Raw genomic sequence first — 23,274 nt, 5'->3', positions numbered from 1 at the left:
ACCAAAGTGGCGGCAAAGATAAGTGGTTTATTCCTTAAGTTGTTTATATTTAATTATTGTCAATAAGTTTCGTGGTTTCTGCCCTTTTTTGTTTTATTCCCTATATCTTTCCTGCTACCTTCATTTCCCGCCACACTTCACCGAACTCTTGTATTATAGTGTTTTCTGACAGTCTTTTATAGTCTGGCGTTCTAAAGTCGAAATGTGAGTATGCCCATTGTGCCAATGCCTTGTTGCTTGTCGGCTTTTCTTCTATAAAGTATCTTGATTTTTTCCATAGGATGATGTCTTTAATGACTTCTTTCCTATATTGTGGCAGTATTCCTATAACCTCCCCGCTTGAGGGACGTCCTACTCCTGCTTTAGGAGCTGATATGCCGTGCTTTACATCCGTTTTAAGGGTGTCTCTTTTTGTTTTTTTTCCTTACTTTGGAGTGTTTCTTTTGCCTTCATTTTCTAATGTTTTTGGGTTAATAATTAAAATTACTGTAGTTTGTAAAATAAATGCAAAGGTATATCAAGTTTTTTGTTTTTGTGGAGTAAGGATGGAGATAAAAAGCTGGGTTTTATCTTTATGATGGGTTAATGCGTTGATATATAAATGGAAATGACTTTGATTTGGAAGTGTTTTTTAAACGTTCGTTTAATGGACGCAAAGATAAGACTGTTTTTTATATCCTCAAAATGTTTAATAAAAATATTTTGGAAAACCCATCGTATATCAGTTTAATCTACAGTAATTCAGTATATTAAGTATCTTATTTAATATTTAAAATTTCCATTCCCTTTTATTAACTCATTCCCTATTTCATTTCCTGAAATTTGACGTCCATTAAACGAACGTTTAAAAAACGCTTTTTGTTTGTAATCCGTTCGTTTATAGTCTCTTACCAGAAGGTAATGACGAACTGCAAAAAAACTGTTGGCAAGAAGGGCACAATGCTTGCTGTATTTTACATAAGGTGCTCGCAAATGATTGGATACCAGGTATATACCGAGGGTTCAAAGCCCTAGAGGAACACTCTTTTGTGAACAAAACAACGAAAATGGAAACGGATAACGAGGTTGAAGTCTGGCATGCCATGCGTGCCACATACCGCAGAGAGCTTGATGCGGTGCATCTTCTCGAGAAGGAGAACCTCGGCTGTTTTGTCCCCATGCAATATAAGGTAAGTATCCGTAAGGGTAAGAAAGTCCGTACTTTGGTTCCCGTCATCCGTAATCTGGTTTTTGTCCATGCACGTCCTTCCGACGTACAGCGTGTTAAGTCTCAAATTACTTATTTGCAATATATAACCGATACTCGCAGTGGTCAGAAGATAATTATTCCCGACCATGAGATGCAGCGCTTCGTCGCCGTTGCCGGAACCTATAACGACCATTTGCTTTATTTCCAGCCCGAAGAGTTGAATCTGTCGAAAGGAACTAGAGTCCGTATTACGGGTGGTGACTTTGCAGGTCAGGAGGGTATTTTTCTGAAAGTAAAGGGTGCACGTGACCGTCGTGTGGTTATAGAGATACAAGGTGTCATTGCTGTTGCCATGGCTACCATCCATCCGGACCTTATAGAAGTGATCGGCTGAATTATAATTCATAATTTACAACTCATAGTTTACAATTCATAATTCAAAAAATGTCCTCCTCCCTTTTCGAAGAAGCAATTAATCTCCAGCGTGCTGCGCACGAACTGATGTATTTAGGTATGGACGGTAGTCCTATCTATAGTGATGACCTTTCCCGCCGCAACGGTGAGGTTTACCGCTTGACTGCGGCTTTGTATGGTTCCAGTGCTCGAGGTACTACTACGGAAGAACAGGCAAACGTCTGTCTTGCTCTCTTGATGGGTTATAACGCATCGTTCATTGACCATGGCGAGAAGCAGGATCACCTCCAGGAGATATTAAACCGTTGTTGGAATCTCCTTGATACCCTTCCCGCTTCGCTGTTGAAACTCCGTCTGCTTACTGCCTGTTATGGAGAAGTGTTCGATGAGCTCCTGGTCGACGAAGCCCGGAAGATTATTTCTTCCTGGGACTCCGCATCGCTCACTGCCGAACAGCAGGAAGCTGTCGAGGAATTCCGGAATGTAGTTGACAATCCCTATCCGTGGGAATATCTTGAGGACTAAAACAGGTGAAAGTTTTCTCGCAAGGCAAAAAAAAATGGAGTGGAGAATGTAAGAGACACGGGAAAAGTTAAAGACATATAGAGCTAAACATACAAGTGATATATTCATGTAATGAGTGAAAAGGATTCCACGCATTGTATTACGAAAAATAGCCTCCAGAGAAACGGATTATATGGCATTTCTGCCAATGAATATAGTAAAATAACTTATTATTTGATTAAAAATATAACTCAAAGTGGGTTATCCCCCCTTTAGTAGATGCCCAATATCTATTGAATATCCGGGAAGCGTGGTACTAACTCTTTCATTACTACGCGAAGTAATAAATATAAATCACCTTTGGTTCCACCTTCCCGGATTAGTTTGATTTTTTCAGTGTGTGACATATAAGAATCTAACAAACATTAAATTATGCGTCGAATCTTATTTCTGATTTTATGTCTTTTTATTTTCTTCGGTTCTGCCTATGCCCAGCGCATGTCCGACGAGCAAGTGGTTGAATATGTGAAACAAGCACAGGCAGCCGGAAAATCTCAGAAGCAGATGACTGCCGAACTGTTGCGCCGTGGTGTGACCCGCGAACAGGTGCTCCGCATCAAGGATAAATATGAGAACTCGGGTGTTGCTGTCCCGGGTTCCGAAGCTCCCTCACAGATGCGCAAGCGTTCGGTTGCTGTGGGAGAATCCTACGAGGCTGCCGAACTGGATGACCAGAAAGCGGTTGTTGATGAGAGACTTGAAAGCCAGTCCGCCCCTGAGGCTGCCGGCATACAGATTTTCGGTCATAATCTGTTCCAGAACCGTAATCTCTCCTTTGAACCTAGTGTGAATCTGGCTACTCCGGCAAATTATCGGCTGGGGCCCGGTGACGAGGTGATCATAGATATTTGGGGAGCTTCCGAGAATACCATCCGCCAGACCATCAGTCCCGAGGGTAGTATCCAGGTGAAAGATCTCGGTCCCGTTTATCTGAACGGCATGACTGTTAAAGAAGCCAACGCTTATCTGCAACGGGAACTGTCCAAGATCTATTCCGGTATCGGAGGGGGGGATCCCAATTCACAGATCCGTCTGACTTTAGGCGATATACGTACCATTCAGATTCATATTATGGGTGAGGTCACGGTGCCGGGTACTTATACACTTTCGGCCTTTTCTACGGTTTTCCATGCCTTGTACCGTGCCGGTGGTGTGAATAATATCGGTAGCTTGCGTGACATCCGTCTGGTTCGTAACGGAGAGACGATAGAGCATTTGGACGTCTATGAGTTCATCATGCAGGGCAAGATGAATGACGATGTCCGTCTGCAGGAGGGCGATGTGATTATCGTGAGTCCCTACCAGTCGTTGGTCGAGATAGTAGGTAAGGTGAAACGTCCCATGTATTATGAAATGAAGCCTGCCGAGACGGTTGCTTCCTTACTGAAGTATGCGGGTGGCTTTATGGGAGATGCCTATAAGAAGGCTGTACGCATCATCCGTAAAAGCGGACGTGAACATCAAGTATATAATGTGGATGAGATGGACTATTCCGTATTCCGTTTAGACGACGGTGACTTAATGACGGTTGACGCCGTACTCGACCGTTTTGAGAACAAGGTTGAGGTCAGTGGTGCCGTCTATCGTCCGGGGCTTTATCAGTTGGACGGTGAGGTGAATACGGTGAAGCAGCTGATAAAGAAGGCTGAGGGACTCCGGGGAGATGCTTTCCTTGCCCGGGTCCTTCTGGACCGTGAGCGTGAAGATCTTACGCACGAAATGGTTGCCGTTGATCTGGAGGGTATTATGAACGGTACGGTTTCTGATATACCCCTTCAGAAGAACGATCATCTGTATGTTCCCGGTATCCACGACCTGAAGGAGAGCGAGACGGTCTCCATTTATGGTGAGGTGCTCAATCCCGGTACTTTCCTATACTCCGACAACTTAACGATAGAGGATATGATTGTCCAGGCGGGAGGTCTTACTGAGGCTGCCGCCACTACCTGTGTGAGCGTGACGCGCCGCATCAAGGATCCCAAGAGTACTGCCTACAGCAGCAAGCTTGCGGAGACATTCACCTTTGACATCAAGGACGGTCTTCTGACGGGTGCCGGTAGTTTCTACCTGCAACCTTTCGATGTAGTCCAGGTTCGTCGCAGTCCTGCCTACCAAGTTCAGCGCATGGTGACGGTTGCGGGTGAGGTGCTTTTCAGCGGCAGCTATTCGTTGTTGAAAAAGAATGAACGTCTGAGTGATGTGATAGGTCGTGCAGGCGGAATTACTCCGGCGGCATATATAAAGGGGGGACGTTTGATTCGCAAGCGCAATGATGAGGAACGTCGGCGTGAGACGGATGTGCTTCGCATGGCACAGGGCGGTGAAGGTTCCGATAGCATTGCAGTGAACAAGCTTGCCATCTCTGAGACTTACGCAGTAGGCATCGATATGGAAAAGGCTCTGTTTAATCCGGGAAGTGACTATGATATTGTCCTGCGTGAGGGAGATATCGTTTATATTCCTGAATACGTCAATACGGTGAAGATCAGCGGTTCAGTGATGTATCCTAATACAGTAACCTGGGAGAAAGATGCCAAGCTGAAACATTATATCAATATGGCAGGTGGTTATGGCGAAAATGCGAAAAAGAAGAAAGCATACATCATTTATCTGAATGGTACGGTAGCCCGTGCTAAGAAGAGTGACAGTGATTTAATCCAGCCGGGTTGTGAGATTGTGGTTCCCACGAAGTCTGAGAGGAAGCGTCTCCAGCTTTCCGAGATTATGGGTATGAGCTCCATGACTGCGACGATTGCGGCGATGGTGGCTACGTTGACTAATGCTTTTAAATAAGAAACAAGTGGAAGATATAAAAAGAAAGGATGCTGATATGAATGACGGACAACAGAATAAACATCCACAGGAAGAGGAGATTGATTTGCTTGAGCTTGCTTTGAAGGTCTGGGCAGAGCGCAGGTGGATATTGAAGTGTTGCGGCTATGCAGTGATTGTGGGACTGGTGATTGCTTTTAGTATTCCCAAGGAATATACAGCAAGTGTAATGATTGCTCCGGAAGCTTCTGATAATAAGGGAGGAAGCCTTTCCTCACTGGCAAGTTTGGCAGGCATTAGTCTGAATACATCTTCTGGGTCTGATGCGATTTATCCTGATTTATATCCGGATATTGTGAGTTCCACTCCTTTTGTGACAGGGTTGTTTGATGTCCCTATCCGGGATATGGATGGGGAGATAAACACCACACTTTATGATTATATGGACGAATACCAGCGTGTGCCATGGTGGTCGTATATCATATCTGCCCCATTCAAGGCTTTAGGCTGGATTGTTTCTCTGTTTAAGGAATCAGAAGAAGAGGTGGAAAAATTAGATCCTTTTCAGCTGACAAAAGAGCAGACTGATATTGTGAAAGCACTGAGTGATCATATAGGTGTTTCGGTAGATAAAAAGACCGGGGTTACTACAATTTCTGTCACGATGCAGGATCCCCGTATTTCAGCATGTCTGACAGATACTGTTGTAAATAGGTTGCAGTCTTACATTATTGATTATCGTACTAATAAAGCCCGTAAGGATTTTCATTTTCAAGAAAAGCTTTTTGAACGTAAGAAGAAAGAATATGAGATGGCGCAGGAGAATTATGCCAAGTTTGCCGATGCCAACAAAAATATCATCCTCCAGAGTTATCGTGCCGAACAAGTGCGTCTAGAAAATGAGATGAATCTTGCTTATCAAGTCTATACATCCGTTGCACAGCAATTGCAGATAGCAGAGGCAAAGGTGCAGGAGATAACCCCTGTTTATACAATTGTTGAGCCTGCTACTATTCCTGTAAAGGCGTCAAAACCGAGTAAGGCTATGATTCTGATAGGAGTCATTTTTCTGACAGGGATGGGATGTATTGGCTGGATTCTTATGGGAAAGGATTTGTTGTATAGCATGAGGAAGAAAAATATTCCGAAGGTTTAAGGTGATAATTCTGTCTATTGCATGCAGGGATCTTTGAGAGATAAGACCGCCCGTGGAGTAGGGTGGAGTTTTATTGACAACATAGCCAACTCGGGCATAACCTTTCTGGTAGGGCTTGTCTTGGCACGTTTATTGACACCGGAAGAGTATGGGGTTATGGCCATGATTGCTATTTTTATAGCGGTGTCCGATTCGATTATAGACAGTGGCTTTTCCAATGCGTTGATACGTAAGGTGGATATTGAACGTATTGATTATAATACTGTCTTCTATTTTAATCTTATAGTTAGTATTTCACTCTATATTCTTTTATTTTTTGTTTCTCCTGCTATTAGCGCTTTTTTCAGAGAGCCTGTTTTGGTTGATGTTATGAGGGTCATAGGTTTTGTGCTGATTGTAAATGCATTGGCTATTATTCCCCGTACCATATTTATTCGGAATATAAACTTTAAGACACAAACTAAAGTTTCTTTGATAGCTTCCATCAGTAGTGGTGTTGTCGGCATAGGGATGGCTTTATCTGGAATGGGAGTCTGGAGTTTGGTTGGACAGCAATTGTCCCGTCAGCTGTTGAATACGGTTTTTTTGTGGGGGTATTGTAAGTGGAAGCCTGTTTTTGAGTTTTCTGCCAAGAGTTTCAAGGAAATGTTTGGTTTTGGTTCCAAACTACTTGTTTCCGGATTGTTGGATACTATTTATAAGGATATTTATTATTTGGTCATAGGTCGTTTCTTTACTTCATTTGTATTGGGGCAATATACCCGGGCCAAACAATTTAATACTATATTTTCTAGTAATCTGACCACTGTTGTCCAACGGGTCAGCTATCCTGTGCTTAGTTCCATTCAAAATGAGCCGGAGCGTTTGTGCGGAGCTTATAGGAAAGTCATAAAATCAACGATGTTGGTGACGTTTGCATGTATGCTTGGATTAGCAGCGATGGCAAAGCCGTTAATTATAATTCTTATAGGAGAGAAGTGGCTACCTGCTGCTGGCTATTTGCAGATTATTTGCTTTTCGGGCATGCTTTATCCGCTTCATGCCATCAATCTGAATATCCTGAAAGTCAAAGGGCGTTCGGATTTATTCTTGAAATTGGAAATAATAAAAAAGATTCTTGCCATAGGTCCTATTGCATTGGGGGTATTTGGGGGGATAGAATGTATGTTGTGGGGTAGTGTACTTAATTCTTTTGTTGCTTATTTCTTGAATAGTTATTATTCTGCCGATTTGATAAACTATCCTACTGTGAAACAGATAAAGGACATACTACCTACATTTTGTGTATCTATAGCTGTGGCTGCTGCCATGTGGGGATTGTCTTTTTTTAGATTGTCCGTTTACCTGCTTCTTCCTTTACAATTACTGTTAGGAGTTTCTCTTGCTTATCTGGTTTATGAAAGGACTGCTCTTCCGGAATATCTTGAATTAAGACAAGTGACTCTTTCTCTCTTAAAGCGGAAATCATATACTTAAATAAAAATGGAAAATAAAGTTATTACAGTAACTTCTCCGTTACTTCCTTCCTTGGAAGATTTTATACCTTATTTGGAAGATATTTGGAATCGTAAGTGGTTGACAAATAATGGGTATTATCATAAAGAACTGGAAAAAGCCTTGTGTGAGTATTTGAAAGTACCTTATGTCAGTCTTTTTACAAATGGTACATTACCTTTGATATGTGCATTGCAGGCATTGCGCATTACCGGTGAAGTAATTACTACTCCTTATAGTTTTGTGGCTACTACACATTCCTTGTGGTGGAACGGCATCAAGCCTGTGTTTGTGGATATCGACCCTGTCACTTGTAATATTGATCCGGATAAAATAGAGGCTGCCATTACTCCAAAAACTACGGCTATAATGCCTGTCCATGTTTATGGTAAGCCTTGTGATACGTCACGTATTCAAGAAATAGCTGACAAATATGGATTGAAAGTAATTTATGATGCTGCCCATGCCTTCGGAGTAGAAGTGAACGGTAAGTCTATTTTGGAGGCCGGTGATATGTCCACTTTAAGTTTTCACGCAACAAAAGTTTATAATACCATTGAAGGTGGTGCTTTGATATGCAAAGATGAAAAAACGAAAAGGCGTATCGACTATTTGAAGAATTTTGGTTTTGCAGATGAAACTACGATTGTGGCTCCTGGCATAAATGGCAAGATGGATGAAGTGCGCAGTGCCTATGGTTTGCTAAATCTGAAGCAGGTGGATGCAGCTATTGAATCTCGCCATCGGACAGCTGTAAAATACCGTGAAGCATTACGTGGTGTGGAGGGTATCAGTTTTATGGAGGATATGCCTGGCGTACGTCATAACTATTCCTATTTTCCGATTTTTATTGATGCGGAAAAATATGGAATGACACGTGATGAACTCTATTTCAAGATGAAAGGACAGAATGTGTTGGGACGTCGTTATTTCTATCCTTTGATTAGTGAATTTTCTGCTTATCGCGGACTGGAATCTGCTCAACCCGAAAATTTACCGGTTGCCTCTAAAGTAGCCGATAGTGTGATTTGCTTGCCGATGTATCATAATCTGAATGATTCAGATATCCAAAGAACTTTCGAGTTAATTGTGAGGTAAAAAATGAAACAGAAGAAACTCATGCTTTTAGGAGGTATTCGTTACCTTCTTCCCGTGATAGATGCAGCTCATAAACAAGGCTATTATGTGATTACAGCGGATTATTTGCCCGATAATATTGCACATAGATATAGTGATGAATACGTAAATGTGAGTATTGTTGATAAAGAGGCAGTATTGAAGGTTGCGTGTGAGAAAGAAATAGATGGTATTATGTCGTTTGGTGTTGATCCTGGAGTTGTGGCGGCTTCTTATGTGCAGAACAAAATGTCTCTTCCTTCTTTTGGTCCGTACGAATCTGTAGAGATTCTTCAGAATAAAGATAAGTTCAGAGAGTTTTTAGCTATTCATGGATTTAATGTACCTTGGAGTTTGGCTTTTTCCTCTTTAGAGGATGCTTTGTCGGATCTTGCTATATTTTCTTACCCTCTTATAGTAAAGCCTACAGATTCAGCAGGTTCTAAGGGGGTGACTCGTGTAGATAAAGAAAAGAATTTGAAAGAAGCTTTATTGCATGCTTTTGCCCATTCAATCAAGAATAAAATCATTGTAGAACAGTTTATAGAGAAAGAAGGTTGTTCTTCGGATAGCGATTGTTTTTCAATAAACGGAGAACTTAAGTTTGTCTCATTTTCTGCCCAGCGTTTTGATGAGTATGCGGCAAGTACATTCGTTCCAGCTGCATACTCATGGCCTTCTACTATGACTATACAGCAAGAGTCAGAACTTAGTTTTGAACTACAACGATTGCTTAAACTTTTGAATATGAATACTTCTGTGTATAATATAGAAACACGGATTGGTGTGGATGGCAAGCCTTATATTATGGAAGTTTCTCCACGTGGAGGAGGTAATCGGCTTTCAGAAATGATTCGTTATGCTACAGGAGTGGATCTTATTACTGCTGCTGTGTGTGCCTCAGTAGGAGATACTATTGGAGAAATAAAGCAAAAAACTTACCAAGGATATTGGGCAGAAATTGTACTTCATGCTGATAATGCAGGGCGTTTTATGGGGCTTGAAATATCAAAGAGCTTTTCGGCAGAAATTGTTGAAGAAGATTTGTGGGTAGAGGTCGGGGATGAAGTAGAGAGCTTTGAAGGAGCGAACAATGCTATAGGAATGTTGATTTTGAAATTTGATTCTTTGAAAGAATTGGAACATGCTTTGGCTACACAACGTCAATGGTTGAAGGTGAATGTGAGATAATGGAAGCAATAGGGGGATACTTTGAGTTGGAATTACATAAAGGAGAGGAGTATCATAAAGATGCTATTTCACTGAATACAGCTCGTAACTGTTTTGAATATATATTATTAGCTCGTAATTACAAAAAAGTTTATATACCTTATTATACATGTGAAGTGATGTTGCAACCTTTGGAGAAACATCATATTTCTTACGAGTTTTATTCTATAAATGAGTTGTTGGAACCTATTGGTATAACAAAACTACTTCCGGAAGAAGCATTTCTTTATACCAACTATTTTGGATTAAAGCAGAGTTGTGTGGAAAAGTTGGTTACCATTTATGGGACACAACTGATTGTTGATAATGCACAAGCATTTTTTGCTTCTCGTATAGATGGTATAGACACTTTTTATTCTCCTCGAAAATTCTTAGGAGTATCTGACGGAGGATATTTATACACAGACTGTTGCTTAAACCGAGATATTACTTATCATTATTCTTATATGCGGATGCAGCATTTGTTACAACGGATTGATGAAGGAGCTGAGCAGGGTTATATTTCTTTTAGATATAATGATGATGCTCTTGATTATATTCCAATTTCTAAAATGTCACGATTGACTTGTAACATTTTATGTGGAATAGATTATGAACATATAAAGAAGAAACGAATAGATAATTTCAATATTCTTCATGAGGCTCTATTAAGGAACAATTTACTGAATATAGATTCTTTGGACTTGTTTGAATGTCCTATGGTTTATCCTTATTATGTGGATGATAAAACATTACGTAAAAAATTAATAGATAACAGAATATATATAGCTACATATTGGCCGAATGTTTTGAAATGGTGTTCGGAAGATATGTTGGAATATGAATTGACTAATAATATAATAGCATTGCCTATAGATCAAAGATATGGAAGAGAGGAAATGGATTATATAATAAAACTTTTAGCTTGATGGGAAATAGTATTTTTTTGAGGGGGTTTGAGATAGAAGATGCTCTTCTTATCAATAAGTGGAGAAATGATTTTGAAATCCAGAAATTAGTTTCCACTTCGTTTAAATATGTTTCATTGGAAATTGAAAAGGAGTGGGTTAAATCAAAAATGATGGATAACCGAAAAGATATTTATTTAGCTATTTGTTTGAATGACGATAGCCGGAAGATGGTAGGATATGTCTCGGTCAATAATATAGATTATCTCAACCGTACAGCCGTGGGTGGGGGGATAGTAATAGACCCTCTTTATCAAGATGGTATCATTAGGTATGAGGTAGGAATGCTTATCCGAGAATTGGTGTTTAATCATCTTAATATCAATCGCTACGAAGGTAAATGTTTATCAGAACATATTGCTTCAAGAGTAATTATGGAAGCTAGTGGATATAAGTTGGAAGGAATATATCGTGAAGCCATCTATAAGGATGGGAAGTACCATGATCAGTGTGTATATTCTCTTTTGAGGGCAGACTATGAGGAATGGATGGAGCGTGGCGATTATTCATTGTCCGTATTTGCCAAGAAGGTGAGACATTTAAGGAATAGTTATGCTGCGAGTAGGCTGTAAAACGATATTATTTATTTTTGTCTTGTTGGAATGTGCATTTTCTGGTGTAGCTTCTGATAATGAGAATCATTCATCTCTTGAGGCTCAGATAGAGGCCATTTTTAACAAGATGAAAATGACAGGTCTGGGAATTGCGGTTGTCAAAGGAGATTCTATTGTTTATGTTCATTCTTGGGGATATAAAGAAGTACCAACAGTTAACAATCAAGGAATACTTTTGAAGAATGATGACCTATTTCGTATTGCTTCTGTATCAAAAACCTTTGTGGCTACCACCATATTGCAACTTGTAGAAGAAGGTGTTTTGAACTTGGATGATGATGTTCAGAAATTTCTCAAATTCCCTTTGCGAAATCCTTCCTATAGAGATAAGCCCATAACTGTAAGGATGTTGCTTACTCACACATCAAGCATTAATGATTCACAACGTTGGTGGTCGCTTGACATAATCAATCCTATTATTTCTGACAACTATGCTAAGTGCTTTTCTGAAACTAAACCTGGTATGGAGTACAAATATTGCAATTACAATTATTTGCTACTCGGTGCGGTGATAGAGGGGGCTACTGGAAATAGATTTGACACTGAGATTGATAGTAGAATAATGAAGCCGCTTGATATTCAAGGTGGTTTTAATTGCAATTTGTTAGATTCAACCAAGTTTGTTAGGCTCTATCGTTATAATAAGGAATCGGGGGCGTTTAGAGAGGACGATGAAGCCTATCGTCCTTATAGATATCAAATTCAGACTCATTATACATTAGGTAAATCTATAGGGTTGGTTTATCCCGATTCTGGTATGAAAATAACTACTACAGATTTGGCCAAGTATATGATGATGCACATGAAAGGTGGTACTCTTAGGCAGGCTACCATACTGTCATTAAGAAGTGAAATGATGATGCGTGAGAATTATGTAGGAAAGAACAATTACGGTTTTGCATTTCGGCAGTATCGTGGTTTAGTTCCCAATACAACATTGTACGGACAGACTGGGGGCGGATTTGGACTGAAAAGTGCAATGATATTCGACCCTAAGCATCAAATGGGCTTTGTCATTATATGCAGCGGTAGTGCATCAGAATATATTGATGGGTATAACGATATACATAAGCCGTTAATCAAACTACTATACAATTATTTTTCTGAGAATGACTGAATTCCTGTACGAAAGTAAAGTAGCTATTACAAAGCCAAAATTTGACATCTTTGTGTTGGCTTTTGCCGTGCTGTTGCTGATGTTCAAGTCTCAACGTATTCTGTGGGTAAGACCAATACCCGAGATTATTATTGTTGTTTTTGGCATAGCTGTTTTTTTGTTTCACTTAAGATTGTATGTCAATCATTTTAGATATACATATATTAGTGTATTTCATAGTATGGCTTTGCTTCTTTTCTTGTTCGCATATGAAACTTTGTGCGTATCCGACTTGAATCCGATAGCTATCCTAGCTTCTATGTCAACGCTGTTTTGTACCGAAATACTGATACTTATTCCTGTTCAGTTCAAAAGGCAGATACTAAACTTTGTCATAAAGGTGATTCAGTTTTGTGTAGGTATTTCATTGGTCGGTTGGATATTGTTCTTGTTGAAGTTTCCATTGCCTCATTATACGGATGCTTCAGACCCATATTACTATCACACTATCTATTATTTATTCAATCTGAATGGTGATCCAGACCTACAACTTGTACCCCGCTTTGCCGGATTTTTTTTAGAACCAGGACATTTGGGCACGATGTGTGTGTTCTTACTTTGTATAAACCGCTTTCGTTTGCGTGAATTTGGAAATAAAATCTTGCTGGCAGGGGTGTTGTTCTCTTTGTCACTTGCAGCGTATGGTTTGTTGGTCGGGGCAGTGATAATATATTTCATCCAAATGAGAAAAATTATTTGGATTATTGTATTTGGAAGTCTTTTTGCTACAGTTGGTATAATATCTTATTTCTACAATAATGGAGATAACGTACTTTATCAGATGATTTTCCATCGTATAGAGTTTGAAGATGGTGAGATGGTGGGTAATAATAGAACATCCATGTACTTCGATGCGGAATTTGACAAATACCTATCTAGTAGTAAAGTGTGGACGGGTATGGGAAGAGACGCATTTGGTAGTGAGAAAAATGCCAATCAAAACATTACGATTGGATGTGCTGGTTACAAACGATATTTCTTTATCCGAGGGGTATTGGGTACAGTGTTGTTACTGCTGTTTCTGGTGGCTTATTATTGGAATTATCGCTCTATTTGGACTTTGGGCTTCTTGATAGTATTCATCGTAGGTAACTTAATCCGTGATTATCCTTTGAAACCAATATGGCTCTACCTTTTTATATTGAGTTTACCCATTTTGAAGTTAGAAAACAAATAAATTATGTCGGCTTTACATATAGGTTTTGACCATAACTTTATAGAACATTCAAGGCGTGTGTTTGAGGAGTATTATCCCAATACGAATACTTTCGTTATCCTAAAGAAAACAGGCGCATTGAGAATAATCAAACATCCAGAGAATTTTGTTATATTGAATCTTTATGATGAACGAAACTTTGGGAAACTTTGGAAGCTATGCGTTGACAATGATATTGATAAGATAGTGTTTCATGGGTGTTCGATTAAGTTTGCATCAATCTTGAAATTCCTCCAGACGAAAAGAAAGTTTACTGTGTACTGGCTGTTCTGGGGATATGAACTTTATCAGACGTTGGGGTATGAAAAGAACTATAAATTATTGGATGAACCTTTTTCGCCTTTTAAAATATCTTCTTATTATGTGCCCAATGCATGTAGTAAGCTCATTCGTAAGTTGTGTAGACGTTATTTGCCGTCAGTAGTGATGGAAATGCTTCCTCATATAGATTATTTCTGTTTTTGGTTTAAGGATGATTATGATTTGTTGAAGAAATACTTTAATGTTCCTATAAAGTATAAGTTATTTGCTTACTCAGCCAGTAAGCGAGGAGAAGCACCACCTTATCTTTTTGACCTGAAAGATAGGCAGACTGCAACAATAATGGTAAACCATCAGGCTTCAGCTTTCGGTAATCATAAAACTGTATTTCGTAGGCTTAAAGAGCTTAATTGCACCAAGCAATACGATGTGATAGTACCATTATCTTATGGTAGTAGTTGGGTGAAACGGGGTGTCGTTAAGATGGGTGATAAGTTGTTTGGAAATTCATTTTCTCCGATAACTACTTATTTACCGAAGGAAGAGTATTTCAGATTACTTGAAAAAGTGGATGTTGCCATCTTCGGACAGCGACGTCAAGAGGCATCAGGTAATATTATCCAGCTATTGAGAAATGGCGTGAAAGTTTTTTTGCGAAATGATAATATGTTGCTTAATTACTACAGAGCAAGGGGCTATATAATTTTCTCATTCGAAGATGATTTGATAGATGAGTATTCATTGCGGTCTTTGTCTATTTTAGAGAAAGAACACAATAGGCAGTGTTATATGGATACTCGGCTCTACTATGATGATTTTATGCCCACATTTTTTGATTGATATAATGAAGAATTTAGTAATAATCGGTGCTGGTGGTATGGGACGCACCATTTTTGACGTAGCTCGTGAGAGTATAGGTTATGGCATAGAGTATACTATCAAGGGATTCATAGACGACAACTTATCTGCACTGGATGGTTTTGAGGATTATCCTCCTATGTTGGGGACAATATCCCATTATTTGCCCGAAGTGGATGATGTCTTTACGTTCTCTATTGGTGGCGAATCAAGAAGGGTTTGTATTGAGTACTTGATGGAACGGAATGCCAAGTTTATCAATATCGTTCACAGTACAGCTCGAATAGGGTCAAATGTTCGCATGGGCGAAGGTAATGTGATAGGTGCTTTTACCTCTTTGGGAGCTGATTGTAGCATAGGTAGTTACAACATGATTCAATCGTACACAGTGATAGGGCATGATGCTAAGATTGGTGATTTTAACAGAATAGATACTCATGTTACTTGTGTCGGAGGAATTCAAATAGGAAACGAGACAACAATTCATACTTCTGCGGTCATTAATCATAAAGTGATAGTCGAAGATAATGTCCATGTAGGTGCATGTAGTTTTGTTATTAGAAGAGTTAAAGCTGGTACAACCGTATTCGGTAATCCTGCTAAGAAATTAGTTTAAATATATATAGTTATGGAAATCAAAGATTTTATTGAAAATTTTGCGGAACAGTTTGATGATACAACAGTTGAAATGTTGGGTGCTGGAACTAAGTTTAGAGAACTGGATGAATGGTCTTCATTAATTGCTTTGTCAGTCATTGCAATGGTGGATGAGGTTTATGGGATAACCATAAATGGTGAGGATATTCGTAGTTCTCAAACTATCAGTGATTTGTTTAACAGAATAATGGATAAAAAGTAGATGTATAATCCTTTCTCTTTGAGAGGCAAGACAATACTTGTAACAGGTGCTTCATCTGGTATTGGACGTGCTACTGCTATAGAATGTTCAAGATTGGGGGCTGCGTTGGTTTTAACCGGTCGAAATGAGAAAGCCTTACAAGAAACCAAGGAACAATTGGCAGATTTAGGCAATGGTCATTCTATTCTTGTTGCTGATTTGACGAATGAAGAAGCTTGTGAAGATTTGGTTTCTCGGCTTCCTTTGTTGGACGGGTTTGTCAGTAATGCCGGAATAGGAAAGATGCTTCCTTTACAATTTTATTCTTTGGAGGTATTAGATGAGGTGTTTCGGATAAATTGTTTTTCTCCAATGCTTTTATTAAAACTGTTGGTGAAGAGAAAGAGGCTTAAAAATAATTCTTCTGTGGTGTTTACTGCTTCAATTTCTGGTTACAATAATGTTGCTCCAGCTAATGGTATTTATGGAACTTCTAAAAGTGCATTGAGTGCTTATATGAAATATGCAGCTTTAGAGTTGGCTGGAAAGGGGATTCGATGTAATGCTGTACATCCTGGAAGAATAAATACCCCTTTGATATCCAATCGGATGTTGACAGAAGAAGATGTAGCCAAAGATGTAGAACAATATCCTTTGAAACGTTACGGAGAACCAAGTGAGGTGGCTTATGCCATCATCTATTTGTTGTCGGATGCCGCATCATGGGTTACCGGAACTAATCTGGTAATCGATGGTGGGCGTAGCCTGAAATGATTGATATGGAAAGATTTTTAGAGAATAAGGTATGTATCATTACCGGTGCTGCACAAGGCATTGGTAAATCGATAGCCGAACGTTTTGCTTCGGATGGTGCTTTGGTTTATGCCTGTGACCGTGTAGAGGGAGTTATGGATGAATGGGCGAAAGCTTGTTCGGAGAAATACGGCACACGTGTGTGTCCTTTGTATTTTGACGTGACTGATGCTGTGGCTGTAAAATCAGCCTTTATGTCTGTATTCAAGCAGGAAAGACGGATTGATGTATTGGTGAACAATGCGGGTGTTGTGTTCAACAAGAAGATCGGCATGATACTTCGTCCGGAGACCGAGCTTATGTTTAGGGTGAATGTCATAGCTGTGATAGAAATGGTACAGCTGGTTTCCCGGCTGATGGCCAGAGGACATGGCGGCTCCATTGTGAATATAGCTTCGGTGACAGCTGTACTCGGCTCTCCCGGCCAGTCTGCCTATTCAGCAACCAAGGGGGCGATCATAGCTTTCACCAAGTCTGCTGCCAAGGAACTGGCATCTCAAGGAATCCGTGTGAATGCGGTGGCTCCGGGCATTGTAAAGACGGAGCGTTTTTCCGAACTTTACGAAGAGAGCGGTGAGAAAATTGACAACCGTATCCAGAGAATCGCATTGGGTCGTTTGGGGACTCCCTTGGACGTGGCCAATGCCTGTGCCTTTCTGGCATCAGACCGTTCATCCTATATATCGGGACAGATATTGGGGGTTGACGGTTGCGCTTCCATTTAAGATAAAAATAAGATGATATTAAGTTTGAACGAGCGACCACAAGAGGCGGTTGCCACAATAGATGCTTCGGGGGCTGTCTTGAAGTACGGGGAGTTGTCGGCATTTTCGGAGAAAATCGGTGCTTTACTTCCTCAGCGTTCCCTGTTGTTCTTGTTGACAGAAAATAATGTTGGTGGGATAGCATGGAGTATCGGTAGCATTAATTCCGGTAATGTCCCCTTGATATTGAATGCTCATATTGAGGAAGGGCTTTTTCATAATTTGTTTGAGATTTACCGTCCTCCTTATGTGTGTGTACCATCATCGATGGCAGACACACTGCAATATGAGTCTGTGTATGAGTATTATGGCTATACTTTACTATGTACCGGAATGGAACCATGTAGGGTACATGATGACTTGTCCCATCTGCTGCCGACTTCCGGCTCTACGGGAAGTCCCAAATTGGTTCGTCATAAATATGAGAATATAGAGGCGGCAGCCCTGAATATCTCCACTTTCTTTGGACTGACCTCCGCTGACCGTCCATTGCTGGTGCTGCCATTGTATTATACAATGGGGCTGTCCGTAGTATTTAGCCACCTATATGTGGGTGCCACTATATTGATAACCCACCAAAGCATGACGGACAAGGCTTTCTGGAGTTTCATGAAGGAACAGCGGGCCACCAGTTTTACAGGAGTGCCCTACAGCTTTGAAATTTTGAATCTGATGCGTTTCTTCCGTATGGATTTGCCTGATTTGTCTTTGCTTACTCAGGGTGGCGGTAAGATGCCTCGCCAGCTGAATCTGAAGTTTGCTGAATATTGCCGTGATACTGGCAAACGCTGGATAGCTACTTACGGCCAGTCTGAAGGTACTGCCCGCATGGCCTATCTTCCTGCTGAATATGCAATATCCAAGTGCGGAAGTATAGGCTGGGCAGTTCCCAATGCGGAACTGTCCTTGATAGATAGTGACGGAAATGTGATAGAAGGTTCTCACACGGAAGGTGAAATGTGCTATCGTGGCAGGAATGTGACAATGGGATATGCCTGCAGTCGGGAAGATTTGCTGCTGGGCGATGAACGTAATGGCTTTATGCGTACCGGTGACTTGGCTTACAGGGATGAGGACGGTTGTTATTACATTGTGGGGCGTATGGGACGTTTTTTGAAGCTGTTTGGCATGCGCATCGGTCTGGATGAGTGCGAGCAGATAATCAAAGGGAAATATCCGATAGAGTGTGCTTGTGTGGGTACAGACGATAAGATGACCGTCTATTTGACCGATGAAAAACATGCGGTGGCTGTAAAGGAGATACTGGTTGAAAAGACCAAACTGGTAGCCTCGGCTTTTGAGGTAAAAGTGATTGCTGACATACCTAAGAATGAGGCGGGAAAAATATTGTATAGTAAGTTGAATTCATAAAAAAGATAGGAACGATGACGAATATTGAAAAGTATAATGACGCTTTTGTAGAAGTGTTTGGGGTGGATAGTGCAGTGTTGAACGATAGTTTTTCAAAAGACAGTGTGGAATCCTGGGATTCTGTTCACCAACTGAATATAATCGCATTGCTGGAAGAGTCCTTTGACGTAATGTTTGACCCAGAGGATATCATGGAATTTACTTCCTATGGAAAGGGACGTGAGATATTGAAAAAATACGAAGTTGAACTTTAAGGGTCAAGATAATGGCAAGATGGGAAATTAAGAATGTCGGCATGAAGGGAGTGGCTATGACCGTTCCGGAGAATGTGGTAAAAACTTCCGAACTGGGACTTCTTTCCCAAGAGGAAGCTGATGTATTCGATAATACAGTCGGTATAAAAGAAAGGCATATCGCTCCGGACACAATGTGCGCCTCGGATATGTGCCAGGCTGCTGCCGAGAAACTGCTTGAAGAGCTGGGTTGGGAGAAGGACAGTATTGATGTATTGTTGTTTGAGTCTGTTACGGGTGATTATCGTACTCCTCCTACTTCCTGCATATTGCAAGACAGGCTTGGCTTGTCGGAAAATTGTTTCTGTATGGATATTCCAATGGGTTGTTGTGGGTGTATGTATGCCATAACAGTTGCCGGTAACCTGTTGACGGCAGGTAATGTAAAGCGTGCCTTGTTGCTTGTAGGTGATACGGCTTTGCGGATGGGGTCCATGAAAGACAAAAGCCGTATACCTTTATTCGGTGACTGCGGTACAGCCATAGCTTTGGAATATGATGAGACTGCCAATGATATTGTAGTTGATTTTCATACCTACGGTAAGGGACATGAAGCTTTGATGACCCCTCACGGTGGTTTTCGCCATCCGGCTACACCTGCTTCCTTTGAATATGAAGATTTTGGCAATGGTATTGTGCGTGCTCCTATTCATACATTGATAAATGGAATGAATGTCTTTTCTTTCGCTATATCCCGTCCTCCTAGATCCGTCGAAACCTTTTTAGACGATTATAAAATTAATCGTGAAACGGATATAGACTATTTCTTGATTCACCAGGCGAACAAGATGATTGTGGATCGTATTGTGAAGAAGTTGAAGTTGCCCAAAGAGAAGGTTCCTTATAACCTGGAGGAGTTTGGAAACTTGGGTGGAGCTTCCATTCCTTCATTAATGGTGAGCCGCTTGCGTGAACGGTTGATGCAGGAAGAGACTACCTTGTTGATGTCCTCTTTTGGGCTTGGATTAAGCTGGGGGACAATGTGGATGAAGACGAAACCTATGGTGATACCTAAAATGCAGATTCTAAAATGGGAAAGGAGAAATTATTTTATAGACAAAGAATAAGTAGATTAGTTAGTTTGACTTACTTATAAGAATTTATATTATTAAATTGGAAATTACTAAACATTATTATGTCGATTTTTAAAGATAAAGTCTTATTAATCACTGGCGGTACCGGTTCCTTCGGTAATGCCGTATTACGTCGTTTTCTTGATTCAGACATCAAGGAAATCCGCATCTTTAGTCGTGACGAGAAAAAGCAGGATGACATGCGTCATCACCTGCAAAATCCCAAGGTAAAGTTCTACATAGGTAATGTGCGTGACCGTCAGTCTGTGGACGGTGCAATGATGGGAGTGGATTATGTGTTTTCTGCCGCTGCTTTGAAGCAGGTTCCCAGCTGCGAGTTCTTTCCGTTGCAGGCTGTGCAGACCAATGTGATCGGTACGGATAATGTACTGGAATCCGCCATAGCGCATGGTGTAAAGAATGTGGTGGTGCTTTCTACCGACAAGGCCGCCTATCCCATCAATGCCATGGGTATCAGCAAGGCCATGATGGAGAAGGTGGCAATAGCCAAGGGCCGTGCGCTGGGTGAGGAAGCCGGTACAACCATCTGCTGTACCCGTTACGGCAATGTGATGGCAAGCCGCGGTTCTGTAATACCGTTGTGGGTGGAGCAGATAAAGAACGGCAGGCCCATTACGGTAACAGACCCCAACATGACCCGCTTCATGATGACGCTGGACGATGCCGTGGATCTGGTAATCTATGCGTTTGAGCACGGGCATAACGGTGACCTATTCGTACAGAAGGCTCCTGCCGCCACCTTGGATGTACTGGCGCGGGCCTTGAAGGAAACATACGCGCAGGTTGATCCGAAATACGGTGAGACGGAGGTGAAGACCATCGGCACGCGCCACGGCGAGAAACTGTATGAGACACTGGTAACCCGCGAAGAGATGGCAAAGGCTGTCGACATGGGCGACTACTACCGCATCCCCTGCGACACCCGTGACCTGAACTATGACAAGTTCTTCACGGAAGGCAATGAGGATATTGCCCGTATAGAGGACTATCACAGCCATAACACCGCCCGCCTGGATGTGGAGGGCATGAAAAAGCTTCTTTTGAAACTCCGCTTCATCCGCGAAGACCTCGGAATGGAGGAAAAGGCGAAGAGCGCGGAAATCAAGAGTGAATAGTATAGCCATTGTTAACTTTTCCATCCTATCCAATCCCATTAGTTTATGAAAATCTTAGTAACCGGCGCCCGAGGGTTTGTCGGCCGGAACCTTGTATCCCAGCTGCACAACATCCGTGACGGGAAAGCCCGTAATTACGGCATTGCAGGTGAGGAACTTGCCATTTACGAATATGACATGGACAGTGACCCTGCCGAACTGGATGTCTATTGCAAACAGGCTGACTTTGTCTTCAATCTGGCGGGCGTGAACCGTCCCAAGGATGCGTCTGAGTTTATGAAAGGGAACTTCGGCTTCGCCTCCACGCTGCTTGATACATTGAAGAAGTACGGCAATACCTGTCCGGTAATGATTTCCTCTTCCACGCAGGCCGCACTCGACAACCCTTACGGTGAATCGAAACGGGCAGGGGAGCAACTGTTGTTCGAGTACTCCAGGGAAACGGGTGCAAAGGTACTGGTGTACCGCTTCCCGAATGTTTTCGGCAAATGGTGCCGCCCCAACTATAACAGCGCGGTGGCCACTTTCTGCAACAACATCGCCCATGACTTGCCCATCCGGGTGAACGACCCTTCGGTGGTGATGCACCTGGTTTACATAGACGATGTGGTGGACGAGCTTGTCTCTGCCCTGGGCGGCAGGGAACACCGCAACGGGGATTATTGCGAAGTGCCCGTGGTGCATACCATTACCTTGGGCGGCATTGTGGAACTGATAAGGTCTTTCAGGCAAATGCCCGGTACCTTGTCCGTCCCGGATTTGAGCGATGCCTTTACAAAGAAACTCTATTCCACATACCTCTCATACCTGCCTGAAGAACGGTTCAGCTATCCCCTGAAGATGAATGTGGACGACCGCGGCAGTTTTACAGAGATTATCCGTACTTCCGACCGCGGGCAGTTCTCGGTGAACATCTCCAAGCCGGGCATTACGAAAGGCCAGCACTGGCACCATAGCAAGAACGAGAAGTTTGTGGTGGTGAGCGGGCACGGTCTGATACAGCTCCGCAAGATAGGTACGGAGGAGGTTGTCAGCTTCGAGGTAAGCGGCGGGAGGATGGAGGTCGTGGAGATGATTCCCGGCTATACGCACAACATCGTCAACCTTTCGGAAACGGAAGACCTGGTGACCTTCATGTGGTGCAACGAGTGTTTCGACCCGGCACGTCCGGACACTTATTTTGAAAAAGTCTGAAACGAGTTAAAGAATATAGGAACAGATGGATATGAAATTGGATTATTCGCAAGTCAGGTTTCAGGAGAACGGCAGACTGAAACTTCTGATTATAGTGGGCACCCGTCCGGAAATCATCCGCCTGGCGGCTGTCATCAACAAATGCCGCAGTTATTTTGACTGTCTTCTGGCCCACACCGGCCAGAATTACGACTATAACCTGAACGGTGTCTTCTTCCGTGACCTGAAGCTGAAAGACCCCGATGTGTATATGGATGCCGTCGGCGATGACCTCGGTGCCACGATGGGCAATATTATCAACGCCGGCTATAAACTGATGGTGCAGGTGAAGCCGGATGCCGTGCTGGTGTTGGGAGACACGAACTCCTGCCTGAGCGTGATAGGCGCGAAACGCCTGCATATCCCCATCTTCCATATGGAGGCTGGCAACCGCTGCTTTGACGAGTGCCTGCCTGAGGAGACTAACCGCCGTATTGTGGACGTCATTTCCGATGTGAACCTCTGCTATTCGGAGCATGCCCGCAGATACCTGAACGCTTCGGGCGTGGCGAAAGAACGTACATACGTAACCGGTTCGCCCATGGCTGAAGTTCTGCATGGGAACCTGGCAGAAATAGAGTCCAGCGATATTCACCAGAGATTGAATCTCCAGAAAGGGAAATATATCCTGCTCTCCGCGCACCGGGAAGAGAACATTGACACGGAGAAGAATTTCTTGTCCCTTTTCAGCGCGGTTAACGCTATGGCCGAGAAATATGACATGCCCATACTTTACAGTTGTCATCCCCGTAGCAGGAAACGTCTG

General features: G+C 42.0%; 22 protein-coding genes. All 22 read left to right on the top strand.

The features are described 5' to 3' along the window. Positions 1-1,046: 1,046 nt before the first annotated feature. Positions 1,047-1,583 (top strand): UpxY family transcription antiterminator, encoded by a 537-nt coding sequence (locus ABUA47_RS08755; RefSeq protein WP_035448230.1) that lies wholly within the window; start codon positions 1,047-1,049, stop codon positions 1,581-1,583. Positions 1,584-1,633: 50 nt separating this feature from the next. Further along, positions 1,634-2,128, top strand: coding sequence for a UpxZ family transcription anti-terminator antagonist (locus ABUA47_RS08750; protein WP_016273536.1), 495 nt, complete (start codon positions 1,634-1,636; stop codon positions 2,126-2,128). A 411-nt stretch (positions 2,129-2,539) separates the two neighbouring features. Next, positions 2,540-4,960: an SLBB domain-containing protein gene (locus ABUA47_RS08745; RefSeq protein WP_035448233.1), complete on the top strand. Its 2,421-nt coding sequence runs from the start codon at positions 2,540-2,542 to the stop codon at positions 4,958-4,960. Positions 4,961-4,997: 37 nt separating this feature from the next. After that, positions 4,998-6,095: a Wzz/FepE/Etk N-terminal domain-containing protein gene (locus tag ABUA47_RS08740; RefSeq protein WP_035449233.1), complete on the top strand. Its 1,098-nt coding sequence runs from the start codon at positions 4,998-5,000 to the stop codon at positions 6,093-6,095. Between the two features lie 21 nt (positions 6,096-6,116). Next, positions 6,117-7,571 carry a lipopolysaccharide biosynthesis protein gene (locus ABUA47_RS08735; protein WP_035448235.1) on the top strand — a complete coding sequence of 485 codons (1,455 nt, stop codon included), beginning with the start codon at positions 6,117-6,119 and terminating at the stop codon, positions 7,569-7,571. A 6-nt stretch (positions 7,572-7,577) separates the two neighbouring features. Next, a complete protein-coding gene (locus tag ABUA47_RS08730) occupies positions 7,578-8,687 on the top strand; it encodes a DegT/DnrJ/EryC1/StrS family aminotransferase (RefSeq protein WP_349831537.1) in 1,110 nt (369 codons plus the stop codon). Positions 8,688-8,690: 3 nt separating this feature from the next. Next, positions 8,691-9,896 (top strand): acetyl-CoA carboxylase biotin carboxylase subunit family protein, encoded by a 1,206-nt coding sequence (locus ABUA47_RS08725; protein WP_035448239.1) that lies wholly within the window; start codon positions 8,691-8,693, stop codon positions 9,894-9,896. After that, positions 9,872-10,843 carry a hypothetical protein gene (locus ABUA47_RS08720; protein ID WP_229075291.1) on the top strand — a complete coding sequence of 324 codons (972 nt, stop codon included), beginning with the start codon at positions 9,872-9,874 and terminating at the stop codon, positions 10,841-10,843. Before ABUA47_RS08725 ends, ABUA47_RS08720 begins: the two co-directional genes overlap by 25 nt. Next, positions 10,843-11,454, top strand: a complete 612-nt coding sequence (locus ABUA47_RS08715) for a GNAT family N-acetyltransferase (protein ID WP_035448240.1) — start codon at positions 10,843-10,845, stop codon at positions 11,452-11,454. Before ABUA47_RS08720 ends, ABUA47_RS08715 begins: the two co-directional genes overlap by 1 nt. Continuing rightward, entirely contained in the window at positions 11,435-12,613 is a 1,179-nt protein-coding gene (locus ABUA47_RS08710; RefSeq protein ID WP_051642920.1) for a serine hydrolase domain-containing protein, read from the top strand. The genes ABUA47_RS08715 and ABUA47_RS08710 overlap by 20 nt, the downstream gene beginning before the upstream one ends. Then, positions 12,606-13,829 carry a hypothetical protein gene (locus tag ABUA47_RS08705; protein ID WP_035448242.1) on the top strand — a complete coding sequence of 408 codons (1,224 nt, stop codon included), beginning with the start codon at positions 12,606-12,608 and terminating at the stop codon, positions 13,827-13,829. The genes ABUA47_RS08710 and ABUA47_RS08705 overlap by 8 nt, the downstream gene beginning before the upstream one ends. Before the next feature lie 3 nt (positions 13,830-13,832). Beyond that, complete coding sequence (locus tag ABUA47_RS08700) at positions 13,833-14,969, top strand: TDP-N-acetylfucosamine:lipid II N-acetylfucosaminyltransferase (RefSeq protein ID WP_035448244.1); 1,137 nt, start codon at positions 13,833-13,835, stop codon at positions 14,967-14,969. Between the two features lie 4 nt (positions 14,970-14,973). Then, the gene (locus ABUA47_RS08695; protein ID WP_035449239.1) at positions 14,974-15,603 is read left to right on the top strand and encodes an acetyltransferase; all 630 of its coding nucleotides are present in this window, start codon (positions 14,974-14,976) and stop codon (positions 15,601-15,603) included. Positions 15,604-15,615: 12 nt separating this feature from the next. Beyond that, complete coding sequence (locus tag ABUA47_RS08690; RefSeq protein ID WP_035448246.1) at positions 15,616-15,846, top strand: hypothetical protein; 231 nt, start codon at positions 15,616-15,618, stop codon at positions 15,844-15,846. Beyond that, positions 15,847-16,599, top strand: a complete 753-nt coding sequence (locus ABUA47_RS08685; protein ID WP_035448248.1) for an SDR family NAD(P)-dependent oxidoreductase — start codon at positions 15,847-15,849, stop codon at positions 16,597-16,599. It abuts the gene before it with no gap. 5 nt (positions 16,600-16,604) lie between these two features. Beyond that, the gene (locus ABUA47_RS08680; protein ID WP_035449241.1) at positions 16,605-17,363 is read left to right on the top strand and encodes an SDR family NAD(P)-dependent oxidoreductase; all 759 of its coding nucleotides are present in this window, start codon (positions 16,605-16,607) and stop codon (positions 17,361-17,363) included. 12 nt (positions 17,364-17,375) lie between these two features. Next, positions 17,376-18,773 carry an AMP-binding protein gene (locus ABUA47_RS08675; RefSeq protein WP_035448250.1) on the top strand — a complete coding sequence of 466 codons (1,398 nt, stop codon included), beginning with the start codon at positions 17,376-17,378 and terminating at the stop codon, positions 18,771-18,773. 14 nt (positions 18,774-18,787) lie between these two features. Continuing rightward, a complete protein-coding gene (locus ABUA47_RS08670) occupies positions 18,788-19,027 on the top strand; it encodes an acyl carrier protein (RefSeq protein WP_009126887.1) in 240 nt (79 codons plus the stop codon). 11 nt (positions 19,028-19,038) lie between these two features. Then, positions 19,039-20,133, top strand: a complete 1,095-nt coding sequence (locus ABUA47_RS08665) for a 3-oxoacyl-ACP synthase III family protein (RefSeq protein ID WP_035448253.1) — start codon at positions 19,039-19,041, stop codon at positions 20,131-20,133. A gap of 68 nt (positions 20,134-20,201) precedes the next feature. Further along, positions 20,202-21,275, top strand: coding sequence for a polysaccharide biosynthesis protein (locus tag ABUA47_RS08660; RefSeq protein WP_035448255.1), 1,074 nt, complete (start codon positions 20,202-20,204; stop codon positions 21,273-21,275). 45 nt (positions 21,276-21,320) lie between these two features. Next, positions 21,321-22,469: a capsular polysaccharide biosynthesis protein CapF gene (locus ABUA47_RS08655; RefSeq protein WP_035448257.1), complete on the top strand. Its 1,149-nt coding sequence runs from the start codon at positions 21,321-21,323 to the stop codon at positions 22,467-22,469. 25 nt (positions 22,470-22,494) lie between these two features. Then, a partial coding sequence (locus ABUA47_RS08650) for a UDP-N-acetyl glucosamine 2-epimerase (RefSeq protein WP_349831535.1) occupies positions 22,495-23,274 on the top strand: 780 nt, incomplete at its 3' end.

It is taken from the genome of Bacteroides sp. RTP31139st1_H2_RTP31139_211217, assembly GCF_040227615.1.
Taxonomy (GTDB): Bacteria; Bacteroidota; Bacteroidia; order Bacteroidales; family Bacteroidaceae; genus Bacteroides; species Bacteroides uniformis.
The sequence above is the reverse complement of the archived record's forward strand: the minus strand, read 5'-3'. Positions and strand labels throughout refer to the sequence as shown.

What these genes read in the sequence shown, in the direction of transcription:
- ABUA47_RS08745 (WP_035448233.1), top strand. Translation starts at nt 2,540, where the DNA reads ATGCGTCGAATCTTATTTCTGATTTTATGTCTTTTTATTTTCTTCGGT.
- ABUA47_RS08665 (WP_035448253.1), top strand. Translation starts at nt 19,039, where the DNA reads ATGGCAAGATGGGAAATTAAGAATGTCGGCATGAAGGGAGTGGCTATG.
- ABUA47_RS08680 (WP_035449241.1), top strand. Translation starts at nt 16,605, where the DNA reads ATGGAAAGATTTTTAGAGAATAAGGTATGTATCATTACCGGTGCTGCA.
- ABUA47_RS08695 (WP_035449239.1), top strand. Translation starts at nt 14,974, where the DNA reads ATGAAGAATTTAGTAATAATCGGTGCTGGTGGTATGGGACGCACCATT.
- ABUA47_RS08690 (WP_035448246.1), top strand. Translation starts at nt 15,616, where the DNA reads ATGGAAATCAAAGATTTTATTGAAAATTTTGCGGAACAGTTTGATGAT.
- ABUA47_RS08750 (WP_016273536.1), top strand. Translation starts at nt 1,634, where the DNA reads ATGTCCTCCTCCCTTTTCGAAGAAGCAATTAATCTCCAGCGTGCTGCG.
- ABUA47_RS08715 (WP_035448240.1), top strand. Translation starts at nt 10,843, where the DNA reads ATGGGAAATAGTATTTTTTTGAGGGGGTTTGAGATAGAAGATGCTCTT.
- ABUA47_RS08740 (WP_035449233.1), top strand. Translation starts at nt 4,998, where the DNA reads ATGAATGACGGACAACAGAATAAACATCCACAGGAAGAGGAGATTGAT.
- ABUA47_RS08700 (WP_035448244.1), top strand. Translation starts at nt 13,833, where the DNA reads ATGTCGGCTTTACATATAGGTTTTGACCATAACTTTATAGAACATTCA.
- ABUA47_RS08675 (WP_035448250.1), top strand. Translation starts at nt 17,376, where the DNA reads ATGATATTAAGTTTGAACGAGCGACCACAAGAGGCGGTTGCCACAATA.
- ABUA47_RS08730 (WP_349831537.1), top strand. Translation starts at nt 7,578, where the DNA reads ATGGAAAATAAAGTTATTACAGTAACTTCTCCGTTACTTCCTTCCTTG.
- ABUA47_RS08660 (WP_035448255.1), top strand. Translation starts at nt 20,202, where the DNA reads ATGTCGATTTTTAAAGATAAAGTCTTATTAATCACTGGCGGTACCGGT.
- ABUA47_RS08725 (WP_035448239.1), top strand. Translation starts at nt 8,691, where the DNA reads ATGAAACAGAAGAAACTCATGCTTTTAGGAGGTATTCGTTACCTTCTT.
- ABUA47_RS08755 (WP_035448230.1), top strand. Translation starts at nt 1,047, where the DNA reads ATGGAAACGGATAACGAGGTTGAAGTCTGGCATGCCATGCGTGCCACA.
- ABUA47_RS08685 (WP_035448248.1), top strand. Translation starts at nt 15,847, where the DNA reads ATGTATAATCCTTTCTCTTTGAGAGGCAAGACAATACTTGTAACAGGT.
- ABUA47_RS08720 (WP_229075291.1), top strand. Translation starts at nt 9,872, where the DNA reads ATGGTTGAAGGTGAATGTGAGATAATGGAAGCAATAGGGGGATACTTT.
- ABUA47_RS08735 (WP_035448235.1), top strand. Translation starts at nt 6,117, where the DNA reads ATGCAGGGATCTTTGAGAGATAAGACCGCCCGTGGAGTAGGGTGGAGT.
- ABUA47_RS08710 (WP_051642920.1), top strand. Translation starts at nt 11,435, where the DNA reads ATGCTGCGAGTAGGCTGTAAAACGATATTATTTATTTTTGTCTTGTTG.
- ABUA47_RS08655 (WP_035448257.1), top strand. Translation starts at nt 21,321, where the DNA reads ATGAAAATCTTAGTAACCGGCGCCCGAGGGTTTGTCGGCCGGAACCTT.
- ABUA47_RS08670 (WP_009126887.1), top strand. Translation starts at nt 18,788, where the DNA reads ATGACGAATATTGAAAAGTATAATGACGCTTTTGTAGAAGTGTTTGGG.
- ABUA47_RS08705 (WP_035448242.1), top strand. Translation starts at nt 12,606, where the DNA reads ATGACTGAATTCCTGTACGAAAGTAAAGTAGCTATTACAAAGCCAAAA.